This window comes from Pseudomonas sp. TE3728 (genome assembly GCF_056279145.1).
In genome coordinates this window covers 2,971,133-2,993,693 of record NZ_JBWBQT010000001.1, presented here as the reverse complement: position 1 = coordinate 2,993,693, position 22,561 = coordinate 2,971,133, and the positions used below count along the sequence as shown (strand labels likewise).

The 22,561-nt window shown below is 59.1% G+C and carries 25 protein-coding genes and 1 pseudogene; 11 read left to right on the top strand and 15 right to left on the bottom strand.

What is annotated here, in order from left to right; translation table 11 throughout:
- Positions 1–15: 15 nt before the first annotated feature.
- Positions 16–534 carry an acyloxyacyl hydrolase gene (locus ACZ89R_RS12795; protein ID WP_429545615.1) on the top strand — a complete coding sequence of 173 codons (519 nt, stop codon included), beginning with the start codon at positions 16–18 and terminating at the stop codon, positions 532–534.
- A 114-nt stretch (positions 535–648) separates the two neighbouring features.
- Here ACZ89R_RS12795 and ACZ89R_RS12790 read toward each other — a convergent pair whose 3' ends face one another.
- The 6 genes from ACZ89R_RS12790 to ACZ89R_RS12765 form a co-directional block, all read right to left on the bottom strand.
- On the bottom strand, positions 649–954 hold the full coding sequence (locus tag ACZ89R_RS12790; RefSeq protein WP_063342543.1) for a YkgJ family cysteine cluster protein: 306 nt from the start codon (positions 952–954) through the stop codon (positions 649–651).
- Between the two features lie 60 nt (positions 955–1,014).
- A complete protein-coding gene (locus tag ACZ89R_RS12785) occupies positions 1,015–1,791 on the bottom strand; it encodes an SDR family NAD(P)-dependent oxidoreductase (protein ID WP_429545616.1) in 777 nt (258 codons plus the stop codon).
- 56 nt (positions 1,792–1,847) lie between these two features.
- Positions 1,848–3,296, bottom strand: coding sequence for a deoxyribodipyrimidine photo-lyase (phrB, locus tag ACZ89R_RS12780; protein ID WP_429545617.1), 1,449 nt, complete (start codon positions 3,294–3,296; stop codon positions 1,848–1,850).
- 34 nt (positions 3,297–3,330) lie between these two features.
- Positions 3,331–4,272: a MerR family transcriptional regulator gene (locus ACZ89R_RS12775; RefSeq protein ID WP_429545618.1), complete on the bottom strand. Its 942-nt coding sequence runs from the start codon at positions 4,270–4,272 to the stop codon at positions 3,331–3,333.
- On the bottom strand, positions 4,272–5,231 hold the full coding sequence (locus ACZ89R_RS12770; protein ID WP_429545619.1) for a YbgA family protein: 960 nt from the start codon (positions 5,229–5,231) through the stop codon (positions 4,272–4,274). The genes ACZ89R_RS12775 and ACZ89R_RS12770 overlap by 1 nt, the downstream gene beginning before the upstream one ends.
- A gap of 141 nt (positions 5,232–5,372) precedes the next feature.
- The gene (locus ACZ89R_RS12765) at positions 5,373–6,359 is read right to left on the bottom strand and encodes an NAD(P)/FAD-dependent oxidoreductase (protein WP_429545620.1); all 987 of its coding nucleotides are present in this window, start codon (positions 6,357–6,359) and stop codon (positions 5,373–5,375) included.
- 196 nt (positions 6,360–6,555) lie between these two features.
- On the opposite strand from ACZ89R_RS12765, the gene ACZ89R_RS12760 reads away from it, so the two are divergent.
- Positions 6,556–7,464 carry a TIGR01777 family oxidoreductase gene (locus ACZ89R_RS12760; protein ID WP_429545621.1) on the top strand — a complete coding sequence of 303 codons (909 nt, stop codon included), beginning with the start codon at positions 6,556–6,558 and terminating at the stop codon, positions 7,462–7,464.
- 8 nt (positions 7,465–7,472) lie between these two features.
- Complete coding sequence (gene hemH / locus ACZ89R_RS12755) at positions 7,473–8,498, top strand: ferrochelatase (protein WP_429545622.1); 1,026 nt, start codon at positions 7,473–7,475, stop codon at positions 8,496–8,498.
- Between the two features lie 154 nt (positions 8,499–8,652).
- Here the strand turns inward: hemH and ACZ89R_RS12750 are convergent, their stop codons facing one another.
- Positions 8,653–9,927 carry a uracil-xanthine permease family protein gene (locus ACZ89R_RS12750; RefSeq protein WP_429545623.1) on the bottom strand — a complete coding sequence of 425 codons (1,275 nt, stop codon included), beginning with the start codon at positions 9,925–9,927 and terminating at the stop codon, positions 8,653–8,655.
- A gap of 2 nt (positions 9,928–9,929) precedes the next feature.
- Entirely contained in the window at positions 9,930–10,568 is a 639-nt protein-coding gene (gene upp, locus ACZ89R_RS12745; protein ID WP_007905839.1) for a uracil phosphoribosyltransferase, read from the bottom strand.
- Positions 10,569–10,744: 176 nt separating this feature from the next.
- On the opposite strand from upp, the gene ACZ89R_RS12740 reads away from it, so the two are divergent.
- Complete coding sequence (locus tag ACZ89R_RS12740) at positions 10,745–11,302, top strand: hypoxanthine-guanine phosphoribosyltransferase (RefSeq protein ID WP_052965782.1); 558 nt, start codon at positions 10,745–10,747, stop codon at positions 11,300–11,302.
- 101 nt (positions 11,303–11,403) lie between these two features.
- Here ACZ89R_RS12740 and dauA read toward each other — a convergent pair whose 3' ends face one another.
- Positions 11,404–13,125, bottom strand: coding sequence for a C4-dicarboxylic acid transporter DauA (gene dauA, locus ACZ89R_RS12735; protein ID WP_429545624.1), 1,722 nt, complete (start codon positions 13,123–13,125; stop codon positions 11,404–11,406).
- A 151-nt stretch (positions 13,126–13,276) separates the two neighbouring features.
- On the opposite strand from dauA, the gene ACZ89R_RS12730 reads away from it, so the two are divergent.
- Positions 13,277–13,762, top strand: coding sequence for a hypothetical protein (locus ACZ89R_RS12730; RefSeq protein WP_192345479.1), 486 nt, complete (start codon positions 13,277–13,279; stop codon positions 13,760–13,762).
- 63 nt (positions 13,763–13,825) lie between these two features.
- Positions 13,826–14,113, top strand: a complete 288-nt coding sequence (locus ACZ89R_RS12725) for a PA4642 family protein (RefSeq protein WP_429429581.1) — start codon at positions 13,826–13,828, stop codon at positions 14,111–14,113.
- Positions 14,114–14,284: 171 nt separating this feature from the next.
- Here the strand turns inward: ACZ89R_RS12725 and mqo are convergent, their stop codons facing one another.
- Both mqo and ACZ89R_RS12715 read right to left on the bottom strand, forming a co-directional pair.
- On the bottom strand, positions 14,285–15,793 hold the full coding sequence (mqo, locus tag ACZ89R_RS12720; RefSeq protein ID WP_123501281.1) for a malate dehydrogenase (quinone): 1,509 nt from the start codon (positions 15,791–15,793) through the stop codon (positions 14,285–14,287).
- Positions 15,794–16,533: 740 nt separating this feature from the next.
- Complete coding sequence (locus ACZ89R_RS12715) at positions 16,534–16,767, bottom strand: hypothetical protein (RefSeq protein ID WP_008012002.1); 234 nt, start codon at positions 16,765–16,767, stop codon at positions 16,534–16,536.
- A 205-nt stretch (positions 16,768–16,972) separates the two neighbouring features.
- Between ACZ89R_RS12715 and ACZ89R_RS12710 the strand changes: the two genes are divergently transcribed.
- Positions 16,973–17,557: a YajG family lipoprotein gene (locus ACZ89R_RS12710; protein ID WP_007905851.1), complete on the top strand. Its 585-nt coding sequence runs from the start codon at positions 16,973–16,975 to the stop codon at positions 17,555–17,557.
- 244 nt (positions 17,558–17,801) lie between these two features.
- Here ACZ89R_RS12710 and ACZ89R_RS12705 read toward each other — a convergent pair whose 3' ends face one another.
- Positions 17,802–18,008 (bottom strand): hypothetical protein, encoded by a 207-nt coding sequence (locus ACZ89R_RS12705; RefSeq protein ID WP_018929592.1) that lies wholly within the window; start codon positions 18,006–18,008, stop codon positions 17,802–17,804.
- A gap of 193 nt (positions 18,009–18,201) precedes the next feature.
- On the opposite strand from ACZ89R_RS12705, the gene ACZ89R_RS12700 reads away from it, so the two are divergent.
- Complete coding sequence (locus tag ACZ89R_RS12700; RefSeq protein ID WP_008072140.1) at positions 18,202–18,480, top strand: hypothetical protein; 279 nt, start codon at positions 18,202–18,204, stop codon at positions 18,478–18,480.
- Positions 18,481–18,628: 148 nt separating this feature from the next.
- Here the strand turns inward: ACZ89R_RS12700 and ACZ89R_RS12695 are convergent, their stop codons facing one another.
- On the bottom strand, positions 18,629–19,795 hold the full coding sequence (locus ACZ89R_RS12695) for a 1-acyl-sn-glycerol-3-phosphate acyltransferase (RefSeq protein ID WP_429544223.1): 1,167 nt from the start codon (positions 19,793–19,795) through the stop codon (positions 18,629–18,631).
- 139 nt (positions 19,796–19,934) lie between these two features.
- Between ACZ89R_RS12695 and ACZ89R_RS12690 the strand changes: the two genes are divergently transcribed.
- From ACZ89R_RS12690 to ACZ89R_RS12680, 3 genes are read left to right on the top strand one after another with little or no spacing between them, the layout of a single operon-like run.
- Positions 19,935–20,117: a CPXCG motif-containing cysteine-rich protein gene (locus ACZ89R_RS12690; RefSeq protein WP_052967976.1), complete on the top strand. Its 183-nt coding sequence runs from the start codon at positions 19,935–19,937 to the stop codon at positions 20,115–20,117.
- Positions 20,118–20,123: 6 nt separating this feature from the next.
- Complete coding sequence (locus ACZ89R_RS12685; protein ID WP_123501271.1) at positions 20,124–20,384, top strand: putative signal transducing protein; 261 nt, start codon at positions 20,124–20,126, stop codon at positions 20,382–20,384.
- A 35-nt stretch (positions 20,385–20,419) separates the two neighbouring features.
- Complete coding sequence (locus ACZ89R_RS12680) at positions 20,420–21,043, top strand: SOS response-associated peptidase (RefSeq protein ID WP_192345485.1); 624 nt, start codon at positions 20,420–20,422, stop codon at positions 21,041–21,043.
- A 142-nt stretch (positions 21,044–21,185) separates the two neighbouring features.
- Here ACZ89R_RS12680 and ACZ89R_RS12675 read toward each other — a convergent pair whose 3' ends face one another.
- The gene (locus ACZ89R_RS12675) at positions 21,186–21,929 is read right to left on the bottom strand and encodes a methyl-accepting chemotaxis protein (RefSeq protein WP_375539007.1); all 744 of its coding nucleotides are present in this window, start codon (positions 21,927–21,929) and stop codon (positions 21,186–21,188) included.
- A gap of 111 nt (positions 21,930–22,040) precedes the next feature.
- A pseudogene (locus ACZ89R_RS12670) lies at positions 22,041–22,238 on the bottom strand (HAMP domain-containing protein); the annotation flags it as partial.
- Positions 22,239–22,561 lie beyond the last annotated feature (323 nt).

The window sequence follows — 22,561 nt, the reverse complement described above, 5'->3', positions numbered from 1 at the left end:
AAAAGGATGTTTCTAATGAAGCGACTATTCTGCTTGGCCGCGATTGCGACCGCATTGATGGGGCACAGTTTTACCGCGCAGGCAGCGGGGGTGGAATTCGGGGTCGGCCAGACCAGCGATTCGACCATGACCTACCGACTGGGCATGCAATTCGACTGGGACAAGAGCTGGTTGCAGAGTGATATCGGTCGCTTGACCGGCTACTGGAGCGGCGCTTACACCTATTGGGAGGGCGATGAAACGTCGAGCAATCACAGTGTGTCATTCTCGCCGGTGCTGGTGTACGAGTTTGCCGGTCAAACCATCAAACCCTACGTTGAAGCGGGTATCGGTATCGCGGTGTTTGCCAACACTGAAGTCGAAGACAACAAACTGGGTAGTGCCTTTCAGTTCGAAGATCGTTTTGGGTTTGGTCTGCGCTTTACCGGCGGACATGAAGTCGGGATTCGCGCCACGCACTATTCCAATGGCGGGATCAGTAGTCCGAACGATGGCGTAGAGAGTTACTCGCTGCATTACACGATGCCGTTGTAACGTCAAAAGCTTCGCGGGCAAGCCTCGCTCCTACAGAGACAACCTTACCCTGTAGGAGCGAGGCTTGCCCGCGAAGACATCAGACCTGCTGACCTATCTCTAAAATCGCCCCTTTCACCGATACGCCGTCGCAATCCCCTGGCGTTCGGTGATGCATTCCGGTGCGCCCATTTCGAACTCCCGGCAAATCAGCGGACGTTTTTCGTAGATGGTGCACATCATGCTGTCGCGATCCAGCGCGGCGCACCAGCCGTCATCCAGTCGCAGCATGACTTCCCCGCCCCAATCGTCGGTATCGATAAAACGCTCGGGCACGCCGGTGTCGGTGATCAACATGACTTCAAGCTGACAGCAGCAGGCCGCGCAGGTCGAGCAGGTGACCGCCGGTTCGGCGATTTGCGTATGGGGAATAGTTTTCATGGCGCGCAGTGTAAGCCAGTGGGCCTACGCTGTGTGAAAGGTCTGACAGACGCTCAGACTTCATGGCAGATCTTCGGTTGGCGGATTGTTTCGCTCCATGCGCTTGCCGATTTCCAGTCCCGTCTGGCCGGGCTTTTGCGGCAGAGGCCAAAGGACAGGCATGAGCAGTTCCGGTAAAGGGAGCTCAAGTGGTCGATGCTTGAGCAGGTCGAAGAGGTACCGCGCAGCTTTGTCCGCCGACCAATCGAGGTGTTGTGAAACCTCGTTGCTCAGGGGGGTATCGATAAGTCCCGGGCGGACTATGGTCATTTCGATGTTTTCCGGTGCCACGTCGATGCGCAAGGACTCGAAAAGGTGACGCAATCCGGGCTTTGAATCGCCATAGGCTTCGGCCCGTGGCAGGGGCAGGTAGGTCACCGAGCTGGCCAGGGCCACCAGATGCGGCGCAGTGCCCGCTCGCAGCAGGGGGCGGGCGGCTTCGATGCAATAGCTGCTGGCAAGCAGGTTGGTGCGCACGATGTGCTCGATGATTGACGAGTCGAACTGATTGACGTCGACGTATTCGCAGGTGCCCGCGTTGAGGATCATGGTATCCAGAGAGCCCCATTCCTTGGCAATCTGCTCGCCGATTTCGCGCACCCGTTGGCTGTTGGTCAAATCACCGGCAACCACCAACACTTGGCCGGGATAGCGCTGAGACAGGGCTTTTAATGGCGCCAATGAGCGGGAGCTGACAGCCAGGTGGGCACCGGTTTTCAGTATTTCTTCGGCCAGCGCGGTCCCAATACCGTTGCTGGCGCCGGTCAACCAGTATCGCCTTGGAGGTGTACGACTCATCTCAATCCCCTTTGTCTTCCTGATTCAATTCCATGTTCATACGTAAAACTGCGCTATCAAAGCGATTCCGGTGGCGATAAACCCTGTCGCGACGGCAGGTTTTTGAACGCGGCCAAGGCCCGTTCGCGGGAAGTGCTCAGGTTGACAATCGGCGATGGATAATCCGTCATACCGAATAATCCGTCGAGTCTCGCGCGATTGTGCAGGTCTTTTTTATTCATTTCGTTGATCTGCGGCAACCAATGTTTGATGAAAACCCCTTCGGCGTCGAATTTTTCCGACTGGCTCAGGGGGTTGAAAATGCGGAAGTAGGGTGCCGAATCGGTGCCAGTGGACGAACTCCACTGCCAGCCACCGTTGTTCGCCGCCAGATCGCCGTCAATCAGATGCCGCATGAAGAAACGCTCGCCTTCACGCCAGTCGATCAGCAGGTTTTTGGTCAGGAACATTGCCACGATCATGCGCAGACGGTTGTGCATCCAGCCGGTTTCCAGCAATTGGCGCATGGCGGCATCAATGATCGGCAGGCCGGTACGGCCTTGCTGCCAGGCCTGGAGGTCTTCCGGGGCATCACGCCAGGCCAGGGCTTCGGTTTCCGGGCGAAAGGCGCGGTGCCGGGAAACCCGTGGGTAGCCCACCAGAATGTGTTTGTAGAATTCGCGCCACAGCAACTCGTTGATCCAGGTGATGGCACCGACCTTACCGCTTTCGAATTCCCCCTGATTGCTTTGCAACGCGGCGTGCAGACACTGGCGAGGGGAGATGACCCCGGCGGTGAGATAGGCCGAGAGCTGGCTGGTGCCGGGTTTTGCCGGGAAATCACGCTCGCTGTGGTAATAGTCGATCTGTGCGTCGACAAAGGTCTCGAGACGGCGTCGGGCCTCGGTTTCGCCGGCCGGCCAGAGAGCACGCAAACTGTCGCTGGGCGTGTCGAAACCCTCGACACAAGAGGGCGGTTCGTCGCTGGCGATACCCAGCGGCGCCTGGATGGCGGGGGCGGTAACCAATCTCGGCAATGATGCATGCAAGCGTTCGTAGCAGACCTTGCGGAACTGGCTGAAGACCTGGAAATAGGTGCCGGTTCTGGTCAGCACTGTGCCAGGCTTGAACAGCAGTTGATCAAGGTAGCGGTAAAAGTCGATGCCTTGGGCTTTCAGGATTTGGGCCACCGCGGCATCACGACGGGTTTCATGAATGCCGTACTCCTCGTTGACGTGCACTGCGTCGATCTTCAATTGCTGGCACAACTCGAGCAGGACCTTCGGTGCCTCATCCCAGCGGGACGCCTTGCGAATCAGCAGCGGGATGTTCAGGGCGCCCAGCGCATGGCGTAATTCGCTCAGGTTGCGCAGCCAGAAATCCACTTTGCACGGCGCGTCGTCATGCGCCAGCCATTGCTGTGGACTCAGCAAATACACCGCCACACTCGGGCCGCGGGCTGCAGCGGCCGAGAGGGCGGTGTTGTCGTGTAGACGCAAGTCGCTGCGCAGCCAGATCAATTGCATGGTGGTATCCGCACGATCCATTAAAAAAGCGTCATTAAATGAGCCCGCGCTGAATCAGGCCCTGATGGGCCGACAACGGGTCTTCGGCCAGGGACAAATCAGCAATGGCAGTGGTTTTTGCGGATAACTCGGTGTGGTGGATACACACCGTTGGTCCGGCAATCATTTTTGGGCAACTGACGCCATTCAAAAGTTTCGTCAGCTGCGAAAGATTCATGGCTTTGCTGGAATACAGCAGTACGCCGCGGGCTTGCAGGTGATCAACCGCCAGCGCAAGTTCGCCAGCGGGGAGCGGCCAGTCGAAGACTTCCACCGGACAATCGACGCTGCTGATCAGCCAGGCGGTGAGCCACAGATAAGGCTCCAGCGGCAGGTCCGAGTAATTGATCAGCAACAGTGGCGCGGTGCGCAACTGACGGTTGTTATGGTAGATCCTCGCGCCGAATTTGCTGCGCAACCAGGAATAAACAAACACCCGCTCCATTTGCGCGCCGAACTGGCCTTGCCAGCGCTGCTCCAGATCCGCCAGCAACGGCATCAACAATTTTTCACACAAGGTGCGTGGCGGATACAGCGCCATCGCCTGATTCACCGTGTCATCGAGGGTGCGTTCGGCCAGCTGAGTGACCGCTTGCAGCAGCGTCTGGCGCAGCACCAGCCAATCGTTCCCGACGGAGTCGGCAAGCCCCTGAGGCGTGTCGAGCAGTTGTTTGACCTGGCTGACAGCCACGCCGCGATTGAGCCAGGTAAGGATCGTCAGGATCCGTTGAACGTGTTCGGCACGGAACAACCGATGCCCCTTGGGCGTACGCTGAGGCACGATCAACCCATAGCGCCGTTCCCAGGCGCGTAAGGTGACGGCATTGACCCCAGTCTGTCGGGCCACTTCACGAATGGGCAGCCAACCAGCGTCCAGGGCCTTTTTGAAGTCGGTGCCGAGGTCTTCGCTGGCGCTGGTATCCGGTGGATTTTTCATTAAATCGCGTTTCGCAGGCTGAGGTTTTCCGGGTGCGGTTGCAGGTAAACCTGTTGCGCAATGTACGGATCCGGGTATTGGCGAAAGTAGTGTTTGAGCAGCATCAATGGCGCCACCAGCGGCACGATGCCCCGGCGGTATTGGCCGATGACGTGCTGCATTTCCTGTTTGTCTTCAGGGCTGATGGCCTGTTTGAGATAACCGCTGAGGTGCTGCAGCACGTTAGTGTGGGTGCGGCGTGTGGCGCACTTTTTCAGGGCCGCCATCAGCTCGCTGAAATAGCGCGGGCCGATCACTTGCAGATCGGTTTGCCCCATGTTACCCAGCAAGTTGCCCAGGGTTTTGTATTGCACCGGGTTGTGGGCCATCAGCAGGTATTTGTAGCGCGAGTGAAAGTCAATGAGGCCGCGCCGGGTCAGGCCTGTTTGCAGCAATTGCTGCCAGGCGCTGTAGGCGAACACGCGGGTGAGGAAGTTTTCCCGCAGCACCGGGTCGTTGAGGCGGCCGTCTTCTTCCACCGGTAAATCAGGATGCAATGCACAGAAGGCTTGGGCGTAGATGCCACGGCTACCGCCGTCCACTGGCGCGCCGTTGGCGTGGTAGACCTTGACCCGCTCCAGCCCGCACGAAGGGGATTTCTGCATGAAGATATAGCCGCAGATGCCATCCAGCTCCAGCGCCATTTTTTGACCGTATTCGGCCAGAGGTCGGGTGACGTTGATCTCTGGGTGGACGGTGCCGACAGCCTCCGGGTGCTCGGGGTTGCCGACCAGGCGGATCGGTTCGCGAGGGATACCCAGGCCAATGGCGACTTCCGGGCACAGCGGGACGAAATCGAAATACTCAGAGAGGATGCGGCTGCACAGAGGCGATGCCTTGTGCCCACCGTTGTAACGCACCTCGGCCCCCATCAGGCAAGCGCTGATGGCGATTTTGGGTTTCATGGCTGTAGGGGGCATCGGGGCGCCTCGAATCCAGACCTGTACAGATTATTGGATCTGTACAACATGACTTCATCATAGATTCAAAGGTGTACAAGTCAAAATTTTTGTATAAGCTTTTTGCAAAGCTGCTGTCCATGTCGACAGCAGCGATTCAATTCATTGCAGGTGTTCGTGCAGCCGACGGGCTGCTTCCTGGCCACTGAGCCAGGCACCTTCGACACGGCCAGACAGGCACCAGTCACCGCACACATACAAGCCCAGATCGGCATCGGCCAACGCGCCCCATTCATGGCTGCTGGCCGGCCGGGCGTACAGCCAGCGGTGAGCGAGGCTGAAGGTCGGAGCAGGCATGGCGTCGTTCAGCAATTCGGCAAAGGCACCGTGCAATTGCTCGATCACGGCATCCTTGGGCAGGTCGATATGCTGCCGGCTCCAGGCACTGGTGGCATGCAGCACCCACGTGTCGAGGGTGGTGTCGCGTCCCGGTTTGCTGCGGTTGCGCGCCAGCCAGTCCAGCGGACTGTCCTGCACGAAGCAACCTTCGATGGCGGTTTCCAGTGGCATGTCGAACGCCAGGGCGACGGCCCAGGTGGGTTCCATTTTTACCCCGGCGGCGGCGCCGGCGAGTTTCGGTGCGGCCGCCAGCAGCGCGGTTGCCTGAGGGGCTGGAGTGGCGATGACGACATGGCTGAACGGGCCGTGAGTGAAGCCCTCGGCGTCTTGCAGATGCCAATGTTCTTCACCGCGATAGACCTCAGTTATGCGGCAAGCGAAATGCACTTCCAGATCACCGAGCAGGCCGCGCGTGATCGCGCTCATGCGGGGCGTGCCGACCCAGCGTGTCTGTTCATCCGGCGAAGGTCTGAGCTGGCCGCCGTGAAAGGTATAGAGCTGCGGCGTCCATACGGCGACCCAGCCGTTGGTTTGCCAGCGCTGGACTTCGGTGACGAAGCGGCGATCGCGAGCAGTGAAATATTGCGCGCCCATGTCCAGAGCACCCGCATCGCTGCGCTTGCTCGACATGCGTCCGCCACTGCCGCGGCTTTTATCGAAAAGCTGAACGACATGCCCGGCCTCCGTCAGGGCCTGGGCGGCTGAGAGTCCGGCAATGCCGGTGCCGATGATTGCGATAGGTACAGTCATAGGGGCCTCGTTTACCTTTCTGTACAGACTACGCCGTGGTTCAAACCTGTACAATATTGTTTTTTGGTATAACTTTTAGCGTCCTCGTTCTGACAGCTTGGCCTATTGTTAAGCACAGAGCCTGCCCAATACCAAAGATCCCTGCTTATAAAAATAGACTAGTGATCCGGGTAAAACGCCACGCGAGGAAGATGTCATGCACATATTGCTGACCGGCGGTACTGGTTTGATAGGACGTCAACTCTGCCGACACTGGTTGAGCCAGGGACATCGCCTGACGGTGTGGAGTCGCACGCCTGCAAAAGTCGCCAAAGTCTGTGGCACTCAGGTACGTGGAATCGCACGGCTTGAGGACCTGGGTCAAGAACCGGTGGATGCAATTATCAACCTCGCGGGCGCACCGATTGCCGATCGGCTCTGGACGCATAAACGCAAGGCGTTGTTGTGGAGCAGCCGGATCACCCTGACCGAAACGCTACTTTCTTGGCTCGAAAGCCGCGAGCAGAAACCGCAGGTTTTGATTTCTGGCTCCGCGATCGGTTGGTACGGCGACGGTGGAGAGCGGGAGTTGACTGAAGAATCGCCACCGGTCATCGATGATTTCGCCAGCCAGTTGTGCGTCGCCTGGGAGGAAACCGCGCAACGCGCCGAAGCCTTGGGCATTCGCGTGATCCTCATTCGTACCGGGTTGGTGCTGTCCGCCGAGGGCGGCTTTTTGTCGCGGCTGTTGTTGCCGTTCAAACTGGGGCTGGGCGGGCCTCTCGGCAGTGGTCGGCAGTGGATGTCGTGGATTTATATCAAGGATCAAATCGCCCTGATTGATTTTCTTCTGCACCGCAATGAGGCCAGCGGTCCATATAATGCCTGCGCGCCCAAGCCGGTGCGCAATCGCGAATTCGCCCAAACGTTGGGTAGCGTGTTGCATCGTCCGGCGTTCATGCCGATGCCAACCCTCGTGTTGAAGGTGGGCCTGGGCGAGTTGTCATTGTTGCTGCTGGGTGGCCAGAAGGCCATGCCGGCTCGCTTGCTGGAAGCGGGCTTCACTTTCCAGTTCACTGATTTGCGCGCGGCGTTGGACGATGTGTCCAGCCGCCTTGAGAAATAGGACGTTGCATGACCGATCACGCGTTGCTTCTGGTCAACCTGGGTTCACCCGCTTCCACCTCGGTGGCGGATGTGCGCAGCTACCTCAATCAATTTCTGATGGACCCGTATGTGATCGACCTGCCATGGCCGGTGCGGCGTTTGCTGGTGTCGTTGATTCTGATCAAGCGCCCGGAACAATCGGCCCACGCTTATGCGTCGATCTGGTGGGCGGACGGCTCGCCACTGGTGGTGCTCAGCCGTCGTCTGCAACGGGCCATGACCGCGCAGTGGACCCACGGGCCGGTAGAGCTGGCGATGCGCTACGGCGAGCCATCCATTGAGTCGATGCTGGTTCGTCTGGCGACTCAGGGGCACAAAAAAATCACCCTGGCACCGCTCTATCCGCAGTTCGCCGACAGTACGGTGACGACGGTGATCGAAGAGGCCAGGCGGGTGGTCCGGGAGAAGAAACTCGACGTGCAGTTCTCGATTCTCCAGCCGTTCTACGATCAGCCGGAATACCTCGATGCGTTGGTGGCCAGTGCCAAGCCTTATGTGCAACAGGACTACGATCACCTGCTGCTGAGCTTCCATGGTTTGCCGGAACGGCACCTGACCAAGATCGACCCCACCGGTCATCATTGCTTTAAAAGCGATAATTGCTGTCAGAAGGCTTCGCCGGAAGTATTAGCCACCTGCTACCGCGCGCAATGCCTGCGCACCGCTTCCGAGTTTGCCCGGCGCCTGGGCCTGCCGGACGGCAAGTGGTCGGTGTCGTTCCAGTCGCGTCTGGGGCGAGCCAAGTGGATCGAACCCTACACCGAAGCGCGCCTTGATGAGTTGGCCAAAAGTGGTGTGAAGAAAGTCCTGGTGATGTGCCCGGCGTTCGTCGCCGATTGCATCGAAACCCTGGAAGAGATCGGTGATCGCGGGAAGGAGCAATTCCGCGAAGCGGGAGGGGAGGAGTTGGTGCTGGTGCCGTGCCTCAATGATGATCCGCAGTGGGCCAAGGCGTTGAACGCATTGTGTGAGCGGGCGCCGTTGGCGTTGTAAGAACATTGAAACAGGCGGGCTTGTTGTGGCGAGGGAGCTTGCTCCCGCTGGGTCGCGAAGCGGCCCCAAAATCCTTACAGCCGATGAAGGTTTTGTGAGTGCTGCGCACTCAAGCGGGAGCAAGCTCCCTCGCCACAGGGGATTGAGTCGCCTGTTACAACAACGGCTCTTCCACCTTCTTGTGCTTCCAGCTGTCATGGCCCGGCAGCAACAGGTTCAGCGCAATCGCCACCACCGCGCACAGCGCGATGCCTTTGAGGCCGAAATCGTCCGGGCCGGTACCGGTGCCGACCAGTACGCCGCCAATCCCGAACACCAGCGTCACCGAGACAATCACCAGATTGCGTGCTTCGCCCAGGTCGATTTTGTGGCGAATCATGGTGTTCATCCCCACCGCAGCAATCGAACCGAACAACAGGCAGAGAATCCCGCCCATCACCGGCACCGGGATGCTTTGCAGCAGGGCGCCGAACTTGCCGATGAACGCCAGGCTGATCGCAAAGATTGCGGCCCAGGTCATGATTTTCGGGTTGTAGTTTTTGGTCAGCATCACCGCGCCAGTCACTTCGGCATAGGTGGTGTTGGGCGGGCCGCCGAACAGACCGGCCGCGGTGGTGGCAATGCCATCGCCGAGCAACGTGCGGTGCAGGCCGGGCTTCTTCAAATAATCGCGACCGGTCACGCTACCCACGGCAATCACGCCGCCGATGTGCTCAATGGCCGGGGCCAGGGCTACCGGAACGATGAACAGAATCGCCTGCCAGTTGAATTCCGGCGCCGTAAACTGTGGAATCGCGAACCACGGTGCAGCGGCAATCTTCGCGGTATCAACCACGCCGAAATAGAACGCCATGGCAAAACCCACCAATACGCCGGAGATGATCGGCACCAGGCGGAAAATACCTTTGCCAAACACCGCGACGATCAAGGTGGTCAGCAGCGCTGGCATCGAGATCAACATCGCCGTCTGGTAAGGAATCAGTTCAGTGCCATCGCCGGCCTTGCCCATCGCCATGTTGGCGGCGATCGGCGCCATGGCCAGGCCGATGGAGATGATCACCGGGCCAATCACCACCGGTGGCAACAGGCGGTCGATGAACCCGGTGCCTTTGATCTTCACGGCAAGACCGAGGAAGGTGTAGACGAAACCCGCCGCCATCACACCGCCCATGGTCGCCGCCAGGCCAAACTGGCCCTTGGCGAGAATGATCGGCGTGATGAAGGCAAAGCTCGACGCCAGGAAAACCGGCACCTGACGCCCGGTGACGATCTGGAACAGAATCGTCCCCAGGCCTGCGGTGAACAGCGCCACGTTGGGGTCGAGGCCGGTGATCAACGGCATCAACACCAGCGCGCCAAAGGCCACGAACAGCATCTGCGCGCCAGACAGCACCGTGCGCCAGAGCGGATCGTTGAACGCTTGCTGCATGCTCAAGCGTCCTTCTGCTTGGTGCCGAAGATCTTGTCACCGGCATCGCCCAGGCCTGGGATGATGTAACCGTGTTCGTTGAGTTTTTCGTCAATGGAGGCGGTGTAGATCATCACGTCCGGGTGAGCTTTGCCTACAGCGGCGATGCCTTCAGGGGCAGCCACCAGGACCATCGCGCGGATGTCCTTGCAGCCGGCCTTTTTCAGCAGGTCGATAGTGGCGACCATCGAGCCACCAGTGGCGAGCATCGGGTCGATGATCATCGCCAGACGCTCGTCGATTTCCGGCACCAGTTTCTCAAGGTAGGTGTGGGCTTCGAGGGTTTCCTCGTTGCGGGCCACGCCCACGGCGCTGACTTTGGCGCCCGGGATCAGGCTCAGCACGCCTTCGAGCATGCCGATGCCGGCACGCAGGATCGGTACCACGGTAATTTTCTTGCCGGCGATTTTCTCGACCGACACCGTGCCGCACCAGCCTTCGATGTCGTAGCTTTCCAGCGGCAAGTCTTTGGTGGCTTCATAGGTCAGCAGGGCGCCGACTTCCTGAGCGAGCTCACGGAAATTCTTCGTGCTGATGTCGGCGCGGCGCATAAGGCCAAGTTTATGACGGATCAGCGGATGGCGGATCTCGAGGATGGGCATGGGAAAGGCTCCGGCGGCGGGCAAAAAAACCGGCCTAGATTAATCTATCCGAGGGTGTTGTCCTGTAGACATCCAGAACGTTAGTCCACAAACGCTTGATCTGGCCTCGCTTGATGCGTACCTTTGCCCGCTTTTCCTGAACCATCCCTGCCCCTCAAACCCCCTTGGAGAGCGCCATGTCCGCTGATCTCGAGCATATCCGTCAAATCATGCGAGAGGCTGACTGCCTGTACACCGAAGCTGAAGTCGAGGCGGCCATCGCCCGTGTCGGTGCACAAATCAACGATCAGCTGGCTGAGCGCAACCCGGTGGTGTTCTGCGTGATGAACGGCGGGCTGATTTTCTCCGGCAAGCTGCTGACGCATCTGAACTTCCCGCTGGAAGCGTCCTACCTGCACGCCACCCGTTATCGCAACGAAACCAGCGGCGGCGACCTGTTCTGGAAAGCCAAGCCGGAAGTCTCGTTCATCGACCGTGACGTACTGATCATCGACGACATCCTCGATGAAGGTCACACCCTGGGCGCGATCATCGACTTCTGCAAACACGCTGGCGCCCGCGCCGTGCACACTGCCGTGCTGATCGACAAGGACCACGACCGCAAGGCTCGCCCGGACCTGAAAGCCGATTTCGTCGGCCTGCCGTGCATCGACCGTTACATCTTCGGTTACGGCATGGACTACAAAGGCTACTGGCGTAACGCCAACGGGATCTTTGCTGTTAAAGGCATGTAAACAGGATGACTGCCTGGGGGCGATTGGCCGCCAGGCACGTTGAGGCTTGAATGCAAGGCCTCCATGCCTGGATGCGTGCGCAATTCGCTCGAATTGCGCGCTCAATTCAGCCCGGCGAGCCAATGTTCGCTTTTGCGTCGAGCCTGTTCCAGATTATTCACGTAGGCCAACTGTCGCTGTTCCCGATGGATGCCCGCGCGCCTGAGTTTCAGGCGCACCCGTGGAGCGGTCCCGACCAGAATCAGGCCGATACCATCGGTGCGGTAATCCCTGAGGATATTGTCGAAGGCAGCCAGTGCTGTCATGTCCAGCATGGGCACGGCACTCATCTCGACGATCACTACTTTGACCTCCGGGCTGAATTTACGTAGCACGCCCAAGGCTTTTTCCGCAGCGCCGAAAAACAGCGGCCCGCGTATCGCATAGCAACGAACATGCTCCGGCATATCTTGTAAGGATTGATGGAACTCGCGAGGCAGCTCGGCGGTGTCCGTGAGATCGCTCATGCGTTTGATGAACAAACCGGCGGCCAGCAGCAGGCCGACGGCGACGGCCAGCACCATGTCGAACAGCACCGTCAGGCTCAGGCAGGTCAGCAAGACCAGCACATCGCTGCGCGGTGCGATGCGCAAGGTGTGCATGACGTGCCGGGCTTCGCTCATGTTCCACGCCACCATCACCAGCAATGCCGCCAGCGCTGCCATGGGCAAATAGCTGAACAGCGGGGCGAGGACGAGTATCGCCAGCAGCACCACAGCACTGTGGATAATTGCCGCCAATGGCGAAAACGCCCCGCTGCGCACGTTGGTGGCGCTACGGGCAATCGCGGCAGTGGCGGTGATGCCCCCGAACAACGGTGCGACCAGATTGCCCAGGCCTTGACCCAGAAGTTCGGCGTTGGGGTCGTGTTTGCTACCCGTCATGCCATCGGCCACCACCGCGCACAACAACGATTCGATGGCGCCGAGCATGGCGATGGCGAACGCTGGCGCCATTAATTGGTGAATCAGGTCGTAAGACAAATGCAGCGGCTGACCATTGGGCCCCGGCAGATTCCACGGCCAGTCGAAGCCCGGCAGAAACGGCGGTATGCCGGGATGGCTGACGCCATCGACGATATAGCTGAAGCGCTCCCCCAGCGTCGCAACCGGTAACCCGACGCTTTCCAGTGCCACCCCCAGCAATGCGCCGACGGCCAGCGCCACCAGATGCCCCGGAATCCTCGGCACAAAGCGCGGCCAGACGATCAGGACTCCCAGGCACATAGCACCGATGATCCCGTCCCCCAGGCGGGCGCTGGGTAACGCCTGGAGCAGCGCACCTAGTTGCTCGATGTAATGTTCGGCATGCCCGGCGGTGGTCAGGCCCAGCAAATCCTTCAATTGGAGGGTGGCGATGACAATGCCGATCCCGGCGGTAAAACCCAGGGTCACCGGATAAGGGATGTACTGAATCAGCCGTCCGGCCCGAATCAGCCCCAAGGCAATCAGGATTACCCCGGCAAGCATGGTGCAAAGCAGCAGGCCACCCAGACCATATTGTTGGGTAATCGGCAGCAGTATCACCACGAACGCGGCTGTCGGCCCGCTGACATTGAAGCGCGAGCCTCCCGTCAGGGCGATCAGGGGCGCGGCGATCAGCACTGTATACAGACCTTGCTGGGGCGCTACCCCCACCGCAATCGCCAGGGCCATGGCCAGAGGGATGGCGATAATCCCGACCGTCACCCCGGCGCTGATATCGCCGCGCAAACGTCTGAGGCTATAACCTGCGCGCCAGGTCTGACGCCAGGCGGCGAATAATGGGGGCATGGAGAATGACATGGGGACTCCACAGTAGACGGCGCACCGTCGAAATAGGGCTGAAAGCTCTTTCAGTATGCCCGGCCTTGTGTTCCAGAGTTTTGATCTGGATCGGTTATTTGCCTGATTGATCATCGTGCTAGAGTGCTCGGCCCCGCCTCCGGAGCCTGTCATGAGCCTTTTGATCCGCAGCTGCGTCGTCCTGTTGCTGACCCTCAGCCTGCCCCTGGCCGCAGCCCCGTCGCCAATGCATTCGCAGTTTTTGCCTCCGGACGACTTGACCCTGCGCGACGCCGAGCCCGAGCAGCAACAACTGCTGCAGGTCACCGACTATTCGGTGGTGATTGGCAGCCAGCGCCAGTCCAACCAACAGCCGATCCCGGTCACATCGCCATTACTGATCCGCCTCAAGGGCAAATCCTTGAACAAGGGCGCGACCATCAGCCAGGTGCTGGTCAACTTCGATGGCGAAAGCAAAAGCCTGAAGAAGCCGATCTACGACGAAAAAAGCAAAACCCTGACGCTCTTCTACCCAATGGCCCAATACCGGGTGGTGATCGATTTGTTGCGCAATGACACGGTGTATTGCCAGTTCCTCAGCTACGCCAACGGCCATATCTGGGCCGATCTGCACACTGGCAGCGTTCGTCCGCGTTGAGCCTTACGCCCGGGCAGGGGTAAACTGCCCGCCCCGTGAAATGTCTGCGAGCTGGAGTCGGCAATGCGTAAAGATAAGAAGCAAGTGATTGGTGACGAGATCGGCGATGCACAGATCAAGCTGTTCCTCGATTTTGAGCCGGTCGACGCCACTTCACCGTCGCTGCACAAACTGATCAAGGCTTACCGTGGCCTGCGCATCGATGACTTCGAGCGTTTTCTGACGTTCTTTGTTGAAGCCGGCTATGACCTGAATGGCAAGGATGAGCATGGCAATGACTTCGTTGCCCTGATTCAGGATCAACGCAACGCGGCCGAGTACATCGAGTTGATCAACAAAGCTCGCGGCTAAGATCAAAAGATCAGGATCAAAAGATCGCAGCCTCGCTTCGCTCGACAGCTCCTACAAATAGTTCGCTCATACCTGTAGGAGCTGTCGAGCGAAGCGAGGCTGCGATCTTTTCAGCGGCACAAAAAAACGCCCCGCCCTCAATGAGGACGGGGCGTTTTTTATGCGGCCGAATCAAGCGTAGCTTTCGGTCTCGTTACTGGCTTCAACCAGTTCCAGCGCGACGTTGTTGTGCGCATTGATCTTGCGATACAGCGCAGCGTCGGTTTCCAGGACTTTTTCCCGAGCCGGGAAGATTTCCGCCAGCTTGGCAGCCCATTCACCGGAGGCTTTGTTCGGGAAGCATTTTTCGATCAGCTCAAGCATGATCGAAACAGTCACCGAAGCGCCTGGCGAGGCGCCGAGCAGGGCCGCAAGCGAACCGTCCTTGGCTGCGACCAGTTCGGTACCGAACTGCAGAACGCCGCCTTTCTTCGGATCTTTCTTGATGATCTGCACCCGTTGGCCAGCCACTTCCAGGCGCCAGTCTTCGGCTTTCGCTTCAGGGTAGAAACGACGCAGGGATTCCAGGCGCTGTTCCATCGACTGCATCACTTCGCTGACCAGGTACTTGGTCAGGTCCATGTTGTTTTTGGCCACGGCCAGCATCGGGCCGATGTTGCCGGCGCGGACTGACATCGGCAGGTCCATGAACGAACCGTGCTTGAGGAACTTGGTGGTGAAACCGGCGTAAGGTCCGAACAGCAGGGACTTCTTGCCATCGACCACACGGGTGTCCAGGTGCGGCACGGACATCGGTGGTGAACCTACCGCAGCCTGGCTGTAGACCTTGGCCTGGTGGTGCTTGACCACTTCCGGGTTGTCGCAACGCAGCCATTGGCCGCTGATCGGGAAGCCGCCGAAGCCTTTGCTTTCTTCGATGCCCGAAGCTTGCAACAGAGGCAGTGCCGCACCGCCAGCGCCGAGGAACACGAATTTGGCGTCGACGTCACGGCTGTTGCCGGTATTGACGTCCTTGATGCTGACAGTCCAGCCACCGTTGTTACGCTTCAGACCCGTCACACGCTTGCAGTACTTGACCTGGGCATCAGGTGCGCTGGTCAGGTGCTTGAGCAATTGGTTGGTCAGGGCGCCGAAGTTGACGTCGGTGCCGTTCATCACGCGGGTGGCGGCGAGGACTTCGTCAGGCGCGCGGCCCGGCATCATCAACGGCATCCACTCGGCCATTTTGGCCTTGTCTTCGGTGTATTCCATGTCCGAGAAGGCGTGATGTTTGCTCAGCGTCTTGAAACGTTCCTTAAGGAAGGAGACGCCGTCGTCGCCCTGCACGAAGCTCAGGTGCGGCACCGGGCTGATGAACGACTTGCACGAGCCGAACGTGCCTTTCTTGGTCAGGTAGGACCAGAACTGCTTCGACACCTCGAACTGGGTGTTGATATGCACGGCTTTCTTGATGTCGACGGTGCCGTCGGCGGCCTGCGGCGTGTAGTTCAGCTCACACAGCCCGGCGTGACCGGTACCGGCGTTGTTCCACGGATTGGAACTCTCCGCAGCACCGGAATCCATCAGCTCGACGACTTCCAGCTTGATCGCGGGGTCGAGCTCTTTGAGCAGTACCGCAAGGGTGGCACTCATGATGCCGGCCCCAACCAGTACTACGTCGACTGCTTCGTTATGCGCCATTTAACGCGTCTCCAAAATCTGCAGCACCAAATTGTCGGCATAGCTGCCAGGCGTTCCGGGGTGATGTCAGTGATGCCCCAGGTACCCATGGCCAGGATCGCCATGTCCGAATCTTCGCAATTTTTTGCAACTTCGACGGATGCATGCGGCTTGGCTTCAAGAGTCATATGAACTCATTTCGGCACGCGGCTGGCAATTCGACTTATGGTCGAGACATCCGTTTGTGCAACCAAATCCGTAGCGGACAGGCTTCAGGCTCCGGTGTTCGAGGAATACTCGGTCCTGTGTCGTTGGGCTGTTGTAGACGCTAATGGTGCATGTTCAGACGCAAAACTATTCATTTGCTCGCCACACTCTTGTGAAGTTGTGAAAACCCGTTTTTTTCACGCTCTTTTGAAGACGTGAACCTCAAAAAAGGGCTGTCCCAGCCGGGCACCGTGCCCGGATGGATTGCCGCCATGGGATACATGACAAGCAAAACGGGCAAACAGCTCAGTAACCGAGCGTAATGACAGCTCTGCAGATTCGCGAAAAGTGGTGTTTTGCTTAAGGAACAGCAAGCGCGCCAGCTTCACTCGATCTGTGTGGGCGGCTCTCTGTGGGCGGTGCGGGGGTGTCAATGCCGAGGCATTAACGATGCTGCGAGGCCCGATCAGGAGACGTCCTTATAATCGGGGGGAGATTGTATCTAAGAAACGCAGGGAAATGGTCGTGTTTAATGACTTTTATTAGGCGTCCGGTCAGGTGGTCAACAGTTGTTGTGCCCGCGCACGTGGCTGGCGCTGGCTGACACGGGCGCTGGCGGGCAGGGGATGGTGCAGCCAGTTGAGGCGGATTTCTTCGATTTCGACCCAGCCATCGCCCATGGGCTGCAGGCTGCACTGTTTGAATGCCTGGCAGCGGCCATCGCGGTCGAGCAGGGCAAAACAGCGATGCAGTGGACGTGGCGCGAACATTGAGATGAGAAAACGCATGGCAAAGTACCTTGTGGGGTGACTGCTATGAAGGTTGCCAGTGAGCCATGACGTGCATGTGTAAGGTCGGTGACAGATGTGTGACAGGAACCGCGCTGGGCCGGGTTTGTCAGAGATTTCAGTAATCGTTGTGCGGAGCTAGTTCGCCGCAGTGGCGCACCGCTATACTGTGGGCCTGTTTGTGCCTGATTCTGGAGAGAAGAGCATGTTGCAACGCCTGTTGTTCGGTTTGATCACTGTGACCAGTTTGACCCTCGTCGGCTGCGCCCACAGCCCGCAACAACTGAACCCGGAACCCAAGCTGACGGCTCAGCTGGCGCCGGTCGGCCGTGGTCAGCCGGTGGTGGTGCGTGTGGTGGATGGTCGTCCATCGCCAACCTTGGGAACGCGTGGTGGCCTGTATCCGGAGACCAGTGCAATCACCGTGCAGGGTGCGCAGATTCTGCCGAAGTTGCAGGCTCAGGCTGAAGCGGCCGTGCGCTTGCTGGGCTTTACCCCGACGGCCAATGCGCTGAATGCACCGCAATTGACCGTGACCCTGGCCGAGCTGAAGTATCAGTCGCCCAAGGAAGGCCTGTATGTGACTGAAGCAACGATTGGCGCGACGTTCCGTTCGGATGTGCAGAATGCCAACCGTCGTTACAGCGGTCGCTACGGTGCGTCGCTCGATCAGCGTTTTGGCATGGCGCCGAATCAGGAAACCAATACCAAGCTGGTCAGTGATGTGTTGAGTGATGCGTTGACCCGCTTGTTCAAGGATCCGACGATTGGTCAGGTGCTTGCTGAGTAACGATTCGCGGCTTGTTTAAAGAACCCGGTGTCAGTGATGGCGCCGGGTTTTTTTGTGTCCGCAGATTCATTGTGGAAGCGGGCTTGCCCGCGAAGGCGCCCTGACAGCCGACCAATCTCTCGCAGATGTACACGATTTCAATTGTGGGAGCGAGCCTGCTCGCGATGGCGGCGTGACAGGCGACATCAATGTTGCATGTGAGAAAGCCTTCGCGGGCAAGCCTCGCTCCTACAGGGCGCGACGCTCAAGCCGCCTGCGAATAAAAATCCAGAACACTCACCCCCGTCAGCAAATCCGTCTCCGGCAAATCCGCATGTTGATGCCCACCCAACGCGCAATACACCAGCCAATGCCGGTCCTGAACGTTGAAGGCGAGGCTGCCGACTAAGGTTTGTTGTTCGTCGCTTTGGGCAATGAGGTAGAGGCGGTCCTGGTTTTCGGCGTGGAGCATGACGGAGTCCGTGTCGGTTTCGAGGGGCGACAGACTGGCGGATTCAAATGACGGTGCCATGACACAGGACAGCAATCGGCTAAATGGTTTCGTTATTTGTCGGAAAGCCGGGGCAGGTTGGGGCAGTTTCGGTAGAATCCGCGCCGTGGTCGTCGGTCCGGCGTCTGCTACACCGGTTTGCCTGAGGTTTGTGATGTCGCTGCAATTGATTTCGCTTCTTACTGCTCATCCCGCCAAATTGATCAATTTGCTGGCCTTGCTGTTCGCCTTTCCGGGCGGCTGGTTGCTGCACGCCACCCGTCGCCGCGAACAGCGCGCCCTGGCCAGTATCGAGGCGCAGCGCCAAAGTCGTCCCAGCGAAGAGCCAACACTGGATTGGGCGACCCTGCGCATGAACCGTTTCTTCTACCGCTTCGGCTTCGCCTGCCTCGGGATGGCGTTGCTGGTGTCGTGGATCAGTACTCGCGTCTGAAAATCAAAAGATCGCAACCTGCGGCAGCTCCTACGGGGGATTGCGCATGTACTCGGTCAATGTAGGAGCTGCCGAAGGCTGCGATCTTTTGATCTTGCATAAAGAAACGGCGCCCGAAGGCGCCGTTGTCGTATCCAGCCAAAATCGCTTAAAGCGGCAACCCGGCCTTGACCCGATACTGATTACGCACCGGCGTCGCGTATTGCAACACCAGAAACGGACGATGCTCCTCAGGGCAAGCCTCCAGCCGGCGCTGCCATTCTTCCTGAGCCTTGGCCAGTTCGTCTGCCGCAAACACCTTGGCCGCTTTCGGCACCTGTAGTTGCGGGTCAGCATCTTTCCACTGCGCATACGCCAGGTAGTGCACCGGGAACAACCGATAACCGCTGAGGATTTGCTTGTCCATTTCGATCGCCAATTGCTTGGTATCTTCGAACAATTCGGTGATCGGCGCGGCGAAGTTCACGTGAACCCGGCCTTTGTAACCGGTGATACCTTTGGCGATGCTCACGTCATCCTCGCCCGGCACCTTGGTGTAGCTGCCGGTGGTGGCGCGGATGTACAGCTCGCGCGCCTTGGCCTGGTCGCACGGGTCGTATTCGTAGCTGATCGACACCGGGGTAAGGTTCAGCGAGCGGATGACTTCGCCGAACGGCTCGTCCTTGCGGCTCATGTGGAACATCTTGAGGATCGCCGACTCGGTACGGTCGTCGCCGTCCTTGGCCCGGCCTTCAGCCTGGGCGATCCAGATCGAGGCGCAGTCGTTACGGATCGAGTGGTTGATGTACGCCGACAACAGCTGATACGCCGCCATTTTTTCCCGGCGACCAGTGATCGAACGGTGCACGATGAAGCTCTTGTTCAGGCGCATCAAATCGCTGACAAAAGGCTTTTGCAGCAGGTTGTCACCGATGGCAATGCGTGGGGTCGGCAGGCCGGCGTGGTACACGGCGTAGTTGACGAAGGCCGGGTCCATCACGATGTCGCGGTGGTTGGCGATGAACAGGTAGGCGCTGCCGGATTTGAATTGCTCCACGCCGGTGTAGGTCACCCCGTCCGTGGCGCGCTCGATGGTGTGGTCGACGTAAAACTCGACTTTGTCCTGCAAGGTGGCCACCGACGTGATGCCGGCGAACTCACGGCGCAGCCGATGCGCTATAAGAGGTTTGAGCATCCAGCCGAAGGCACCGGCATAGCGCGGGAAGCGGAAGTGGATGAGGATATCTAGAAACGCCTTGTCGCCGAGCAGCCGGTTCAGCACTGCCGGGACTTCGCTGTCGTCGTAAGGTCGGATGGCATCGAATTCGCCCATCATGCTCTCTTGTTAGAAACGGCTAGGGTAAGTAAAGGTTTTGATCGAAAACCAACGGGGCACGGTCTGAAAAGTTAGCCAGACGAAAATAGCCCTGCAAATAGACCGGCGATTATACGCACAAGTCACTTGGGAGACCGCGATGCTGGAAACCGAGCGCTATGAATGCCCGTATTGCGGTGAAGAGGTCGAGGCTGTTCTGGACTTGTCCGGCGGCGATCAGACCTATATCGAAGATTGTCCTGTGTGTTGCCGTCCCATTACTTTTGTTTTGCAGACTGACGGTCATGAATGGTTGCTCGAAGTTCACAGTGAAAACGAGTGAGGGTCTATGCAGCGTATCTACGAACCGGAAAACCTGATGGAAGGCGAACTGCTTCAAAGCATGCTCGCCAGCGAGGGTATCGAGGCGCATCTGGTGGGCCGGGATTTGATCGGCGGTACCGGGGAATTGCCGATATTCGGCCTGCTGGGCTTATCGGTCGATAACGATCAGGCCGAATACGCTCGGGAGCTGATCACCGCGTACAATGCCGCGCTGCCGCTGTCCGGCGATGAACCGGAGAGTTTTCCCGGCACGCTGGTCTGTTAGGCTGACGTTCGTTTGATCAAGAGTCGTATTGCCCCATGTGTGGACGTTATGCCCTGTTTCGCTGGAACCCCGCCTTCGCGGCCCTGCCCGGATTCCCCGCCGATCAGCAGGCCCAGTGGAATATCTCCCCCAACGATTCGGTGTTGATGCTGCGTGCCGGCGCAGACGGGCAACGTGAGTTGGCCCGCGCTCGCTGGGGCCTGACGCCGCCGTGGCTGACCGACCTGTCCCGCACCCCGGCCCATGCCCGCGCCGAAACCGTTGCCGAACAGCCGATGTTTCGCGAAGCCTTGCGCTTGCGTCGTTGCCTGCTACCGGCCAATGGTTTCTATGAATGGCGTGGCACCACCCGCAAACGTCCGTATTGGCTGACCCCGGGGGAGGGTTCGGCGCTGTTCTTCGCGGCGATCTGGGAGGCGTATCCGGTGCAGGAGCAGGTGTGGTTGAGTACGGCGGTGATCACCCAGCCGGCTTCGAGTCAGCGTCGACCGTTGATTCTCGATGCGGCGGGGCAGCAAGCCTGGCTCAACCCCGAAACGCCGTTGCATGCCTTGCAGGCGTTGCTGGCCAGTGAGCCCGCGGCGTTGCGCGAGCGGGTACTGGCGAATCTGGTGAATGATCCGAAGCTTAATGGGCCGGAGTGTTTGACCCCGGGCTAAATGGGCGTTTGTGCTGGCCTCATCGCGAGCAGGCTCGCTCCCACATTTGATTTGCAGTGTTCACAAATAATGTGTTCACAGAAATATCCCCTGTGGGAGCAAGCCTGCTCGCGATAAGGTCCGCAGGACCTTCCGGCGATTGTTAAACCTTGAACTGATTGATCAACCGCCGCTGCTGTTCCGCCAACTTGGTCAAATCCGCACTGGCCGCGCTCGATTCATCCGCTCCGCCGGCCACTTCATTGGCCACTTGCCCGATGTTGATCACGTTACGGTTGATGTCGTCCGCCACCGCGCTCTGTTCCTCGGCGGCGCTGGCGATCTGGGTATTCATGTCGTTGATCACCGACACCGCCTGGGTAATGGTCTCCAGCGCCTCGGCCGCTTTCGCCGCGTGCTGCACACTTTCGTCGGTGCGGTTCTGGCTGTCTTCCATGACCCGCACCACATCGCGGGTGCCTTGCTGCAGATGCTGGATCATGGTCTGGATTTCTTCAGTGGCCTTCTGGGTTTTCTGCGCCAGGTTGCGCACTTCATCGGCCACCACTGCAAACCCACGACCCTGCTCACCGGCCCGGGCGGCTTCGATGGCCGCGTTCAAGGCCAGCAGGTTGGTCTGCTCGGCGATGCCGCGAATGGCCGTCAGGATCGCGTTGATGTTTTCGCTGTCCTTGGCCAGGGTCTGCACCACGCCGACGGCCTTGCCGATTTCCACCGCCAAAACGCCAATTGAATTCGACGTATCCCGGACGATTTGCATGCCTTGCGCCGCTGCCTGATCCGCATGGCTGGCGGCTTGCGCGGCCTGGGTCGCATTGCGCGCGACATCCTGGGCGGTGGCGGTCATTTCATGCACGGCAGTCGCGACCTGATCGATCTCGGCCATTTGTTTATGCACGCCGATGTTGGTGCGAATGGCGATGTCGGCGGTGTGTTCCGAGGAATCACTGACGCTCTGCACCGACGTCACCACTTGCGTGATCATCGCCTGCAACTTGGCGAGGAAAGTGTTGAATCCTTTGGCGATCGAGCCCAATTCGTCGGCGCGGTCGCTGGTCAGACGACGAGTCAGGTCGCCTTCGCCCTGGGCAATGTCGTCGAGCATCGCCACCATTTGCTTGAGCGGGCGAGCAATGCCATGGCCCACCAGCCAGATCACCAGCAAACCGATACTCGCGATCAACAGGCCGACCATGGCCATGCCAAAGGTGTCGGATTTGCGCTGTGCGTCCAGATCACCCTGAAGCTTTTGCAGGTCCGCCATCACCGCATTCAGTGGCAGCTGCAGCATCAAGGTCCAGCGGGCGTCGGTCTGGCCGATGCCGAAGGGCAGGTACAGCTCGATCCGGCCCTGGGCCTTGTCGACGGTGTAAGTCACTTCGCCGCGCTTGAGATTGGCCATGTTGGCAATCTGCGTGCTATCGAGAATGTCGCTGACCTTTTCGCCGAATTTGCTCGGGTCTTTGGTGTAGGCGACGATCCGGCCGTTACCGCCGATCAGGGCCATTTCACCGGCGC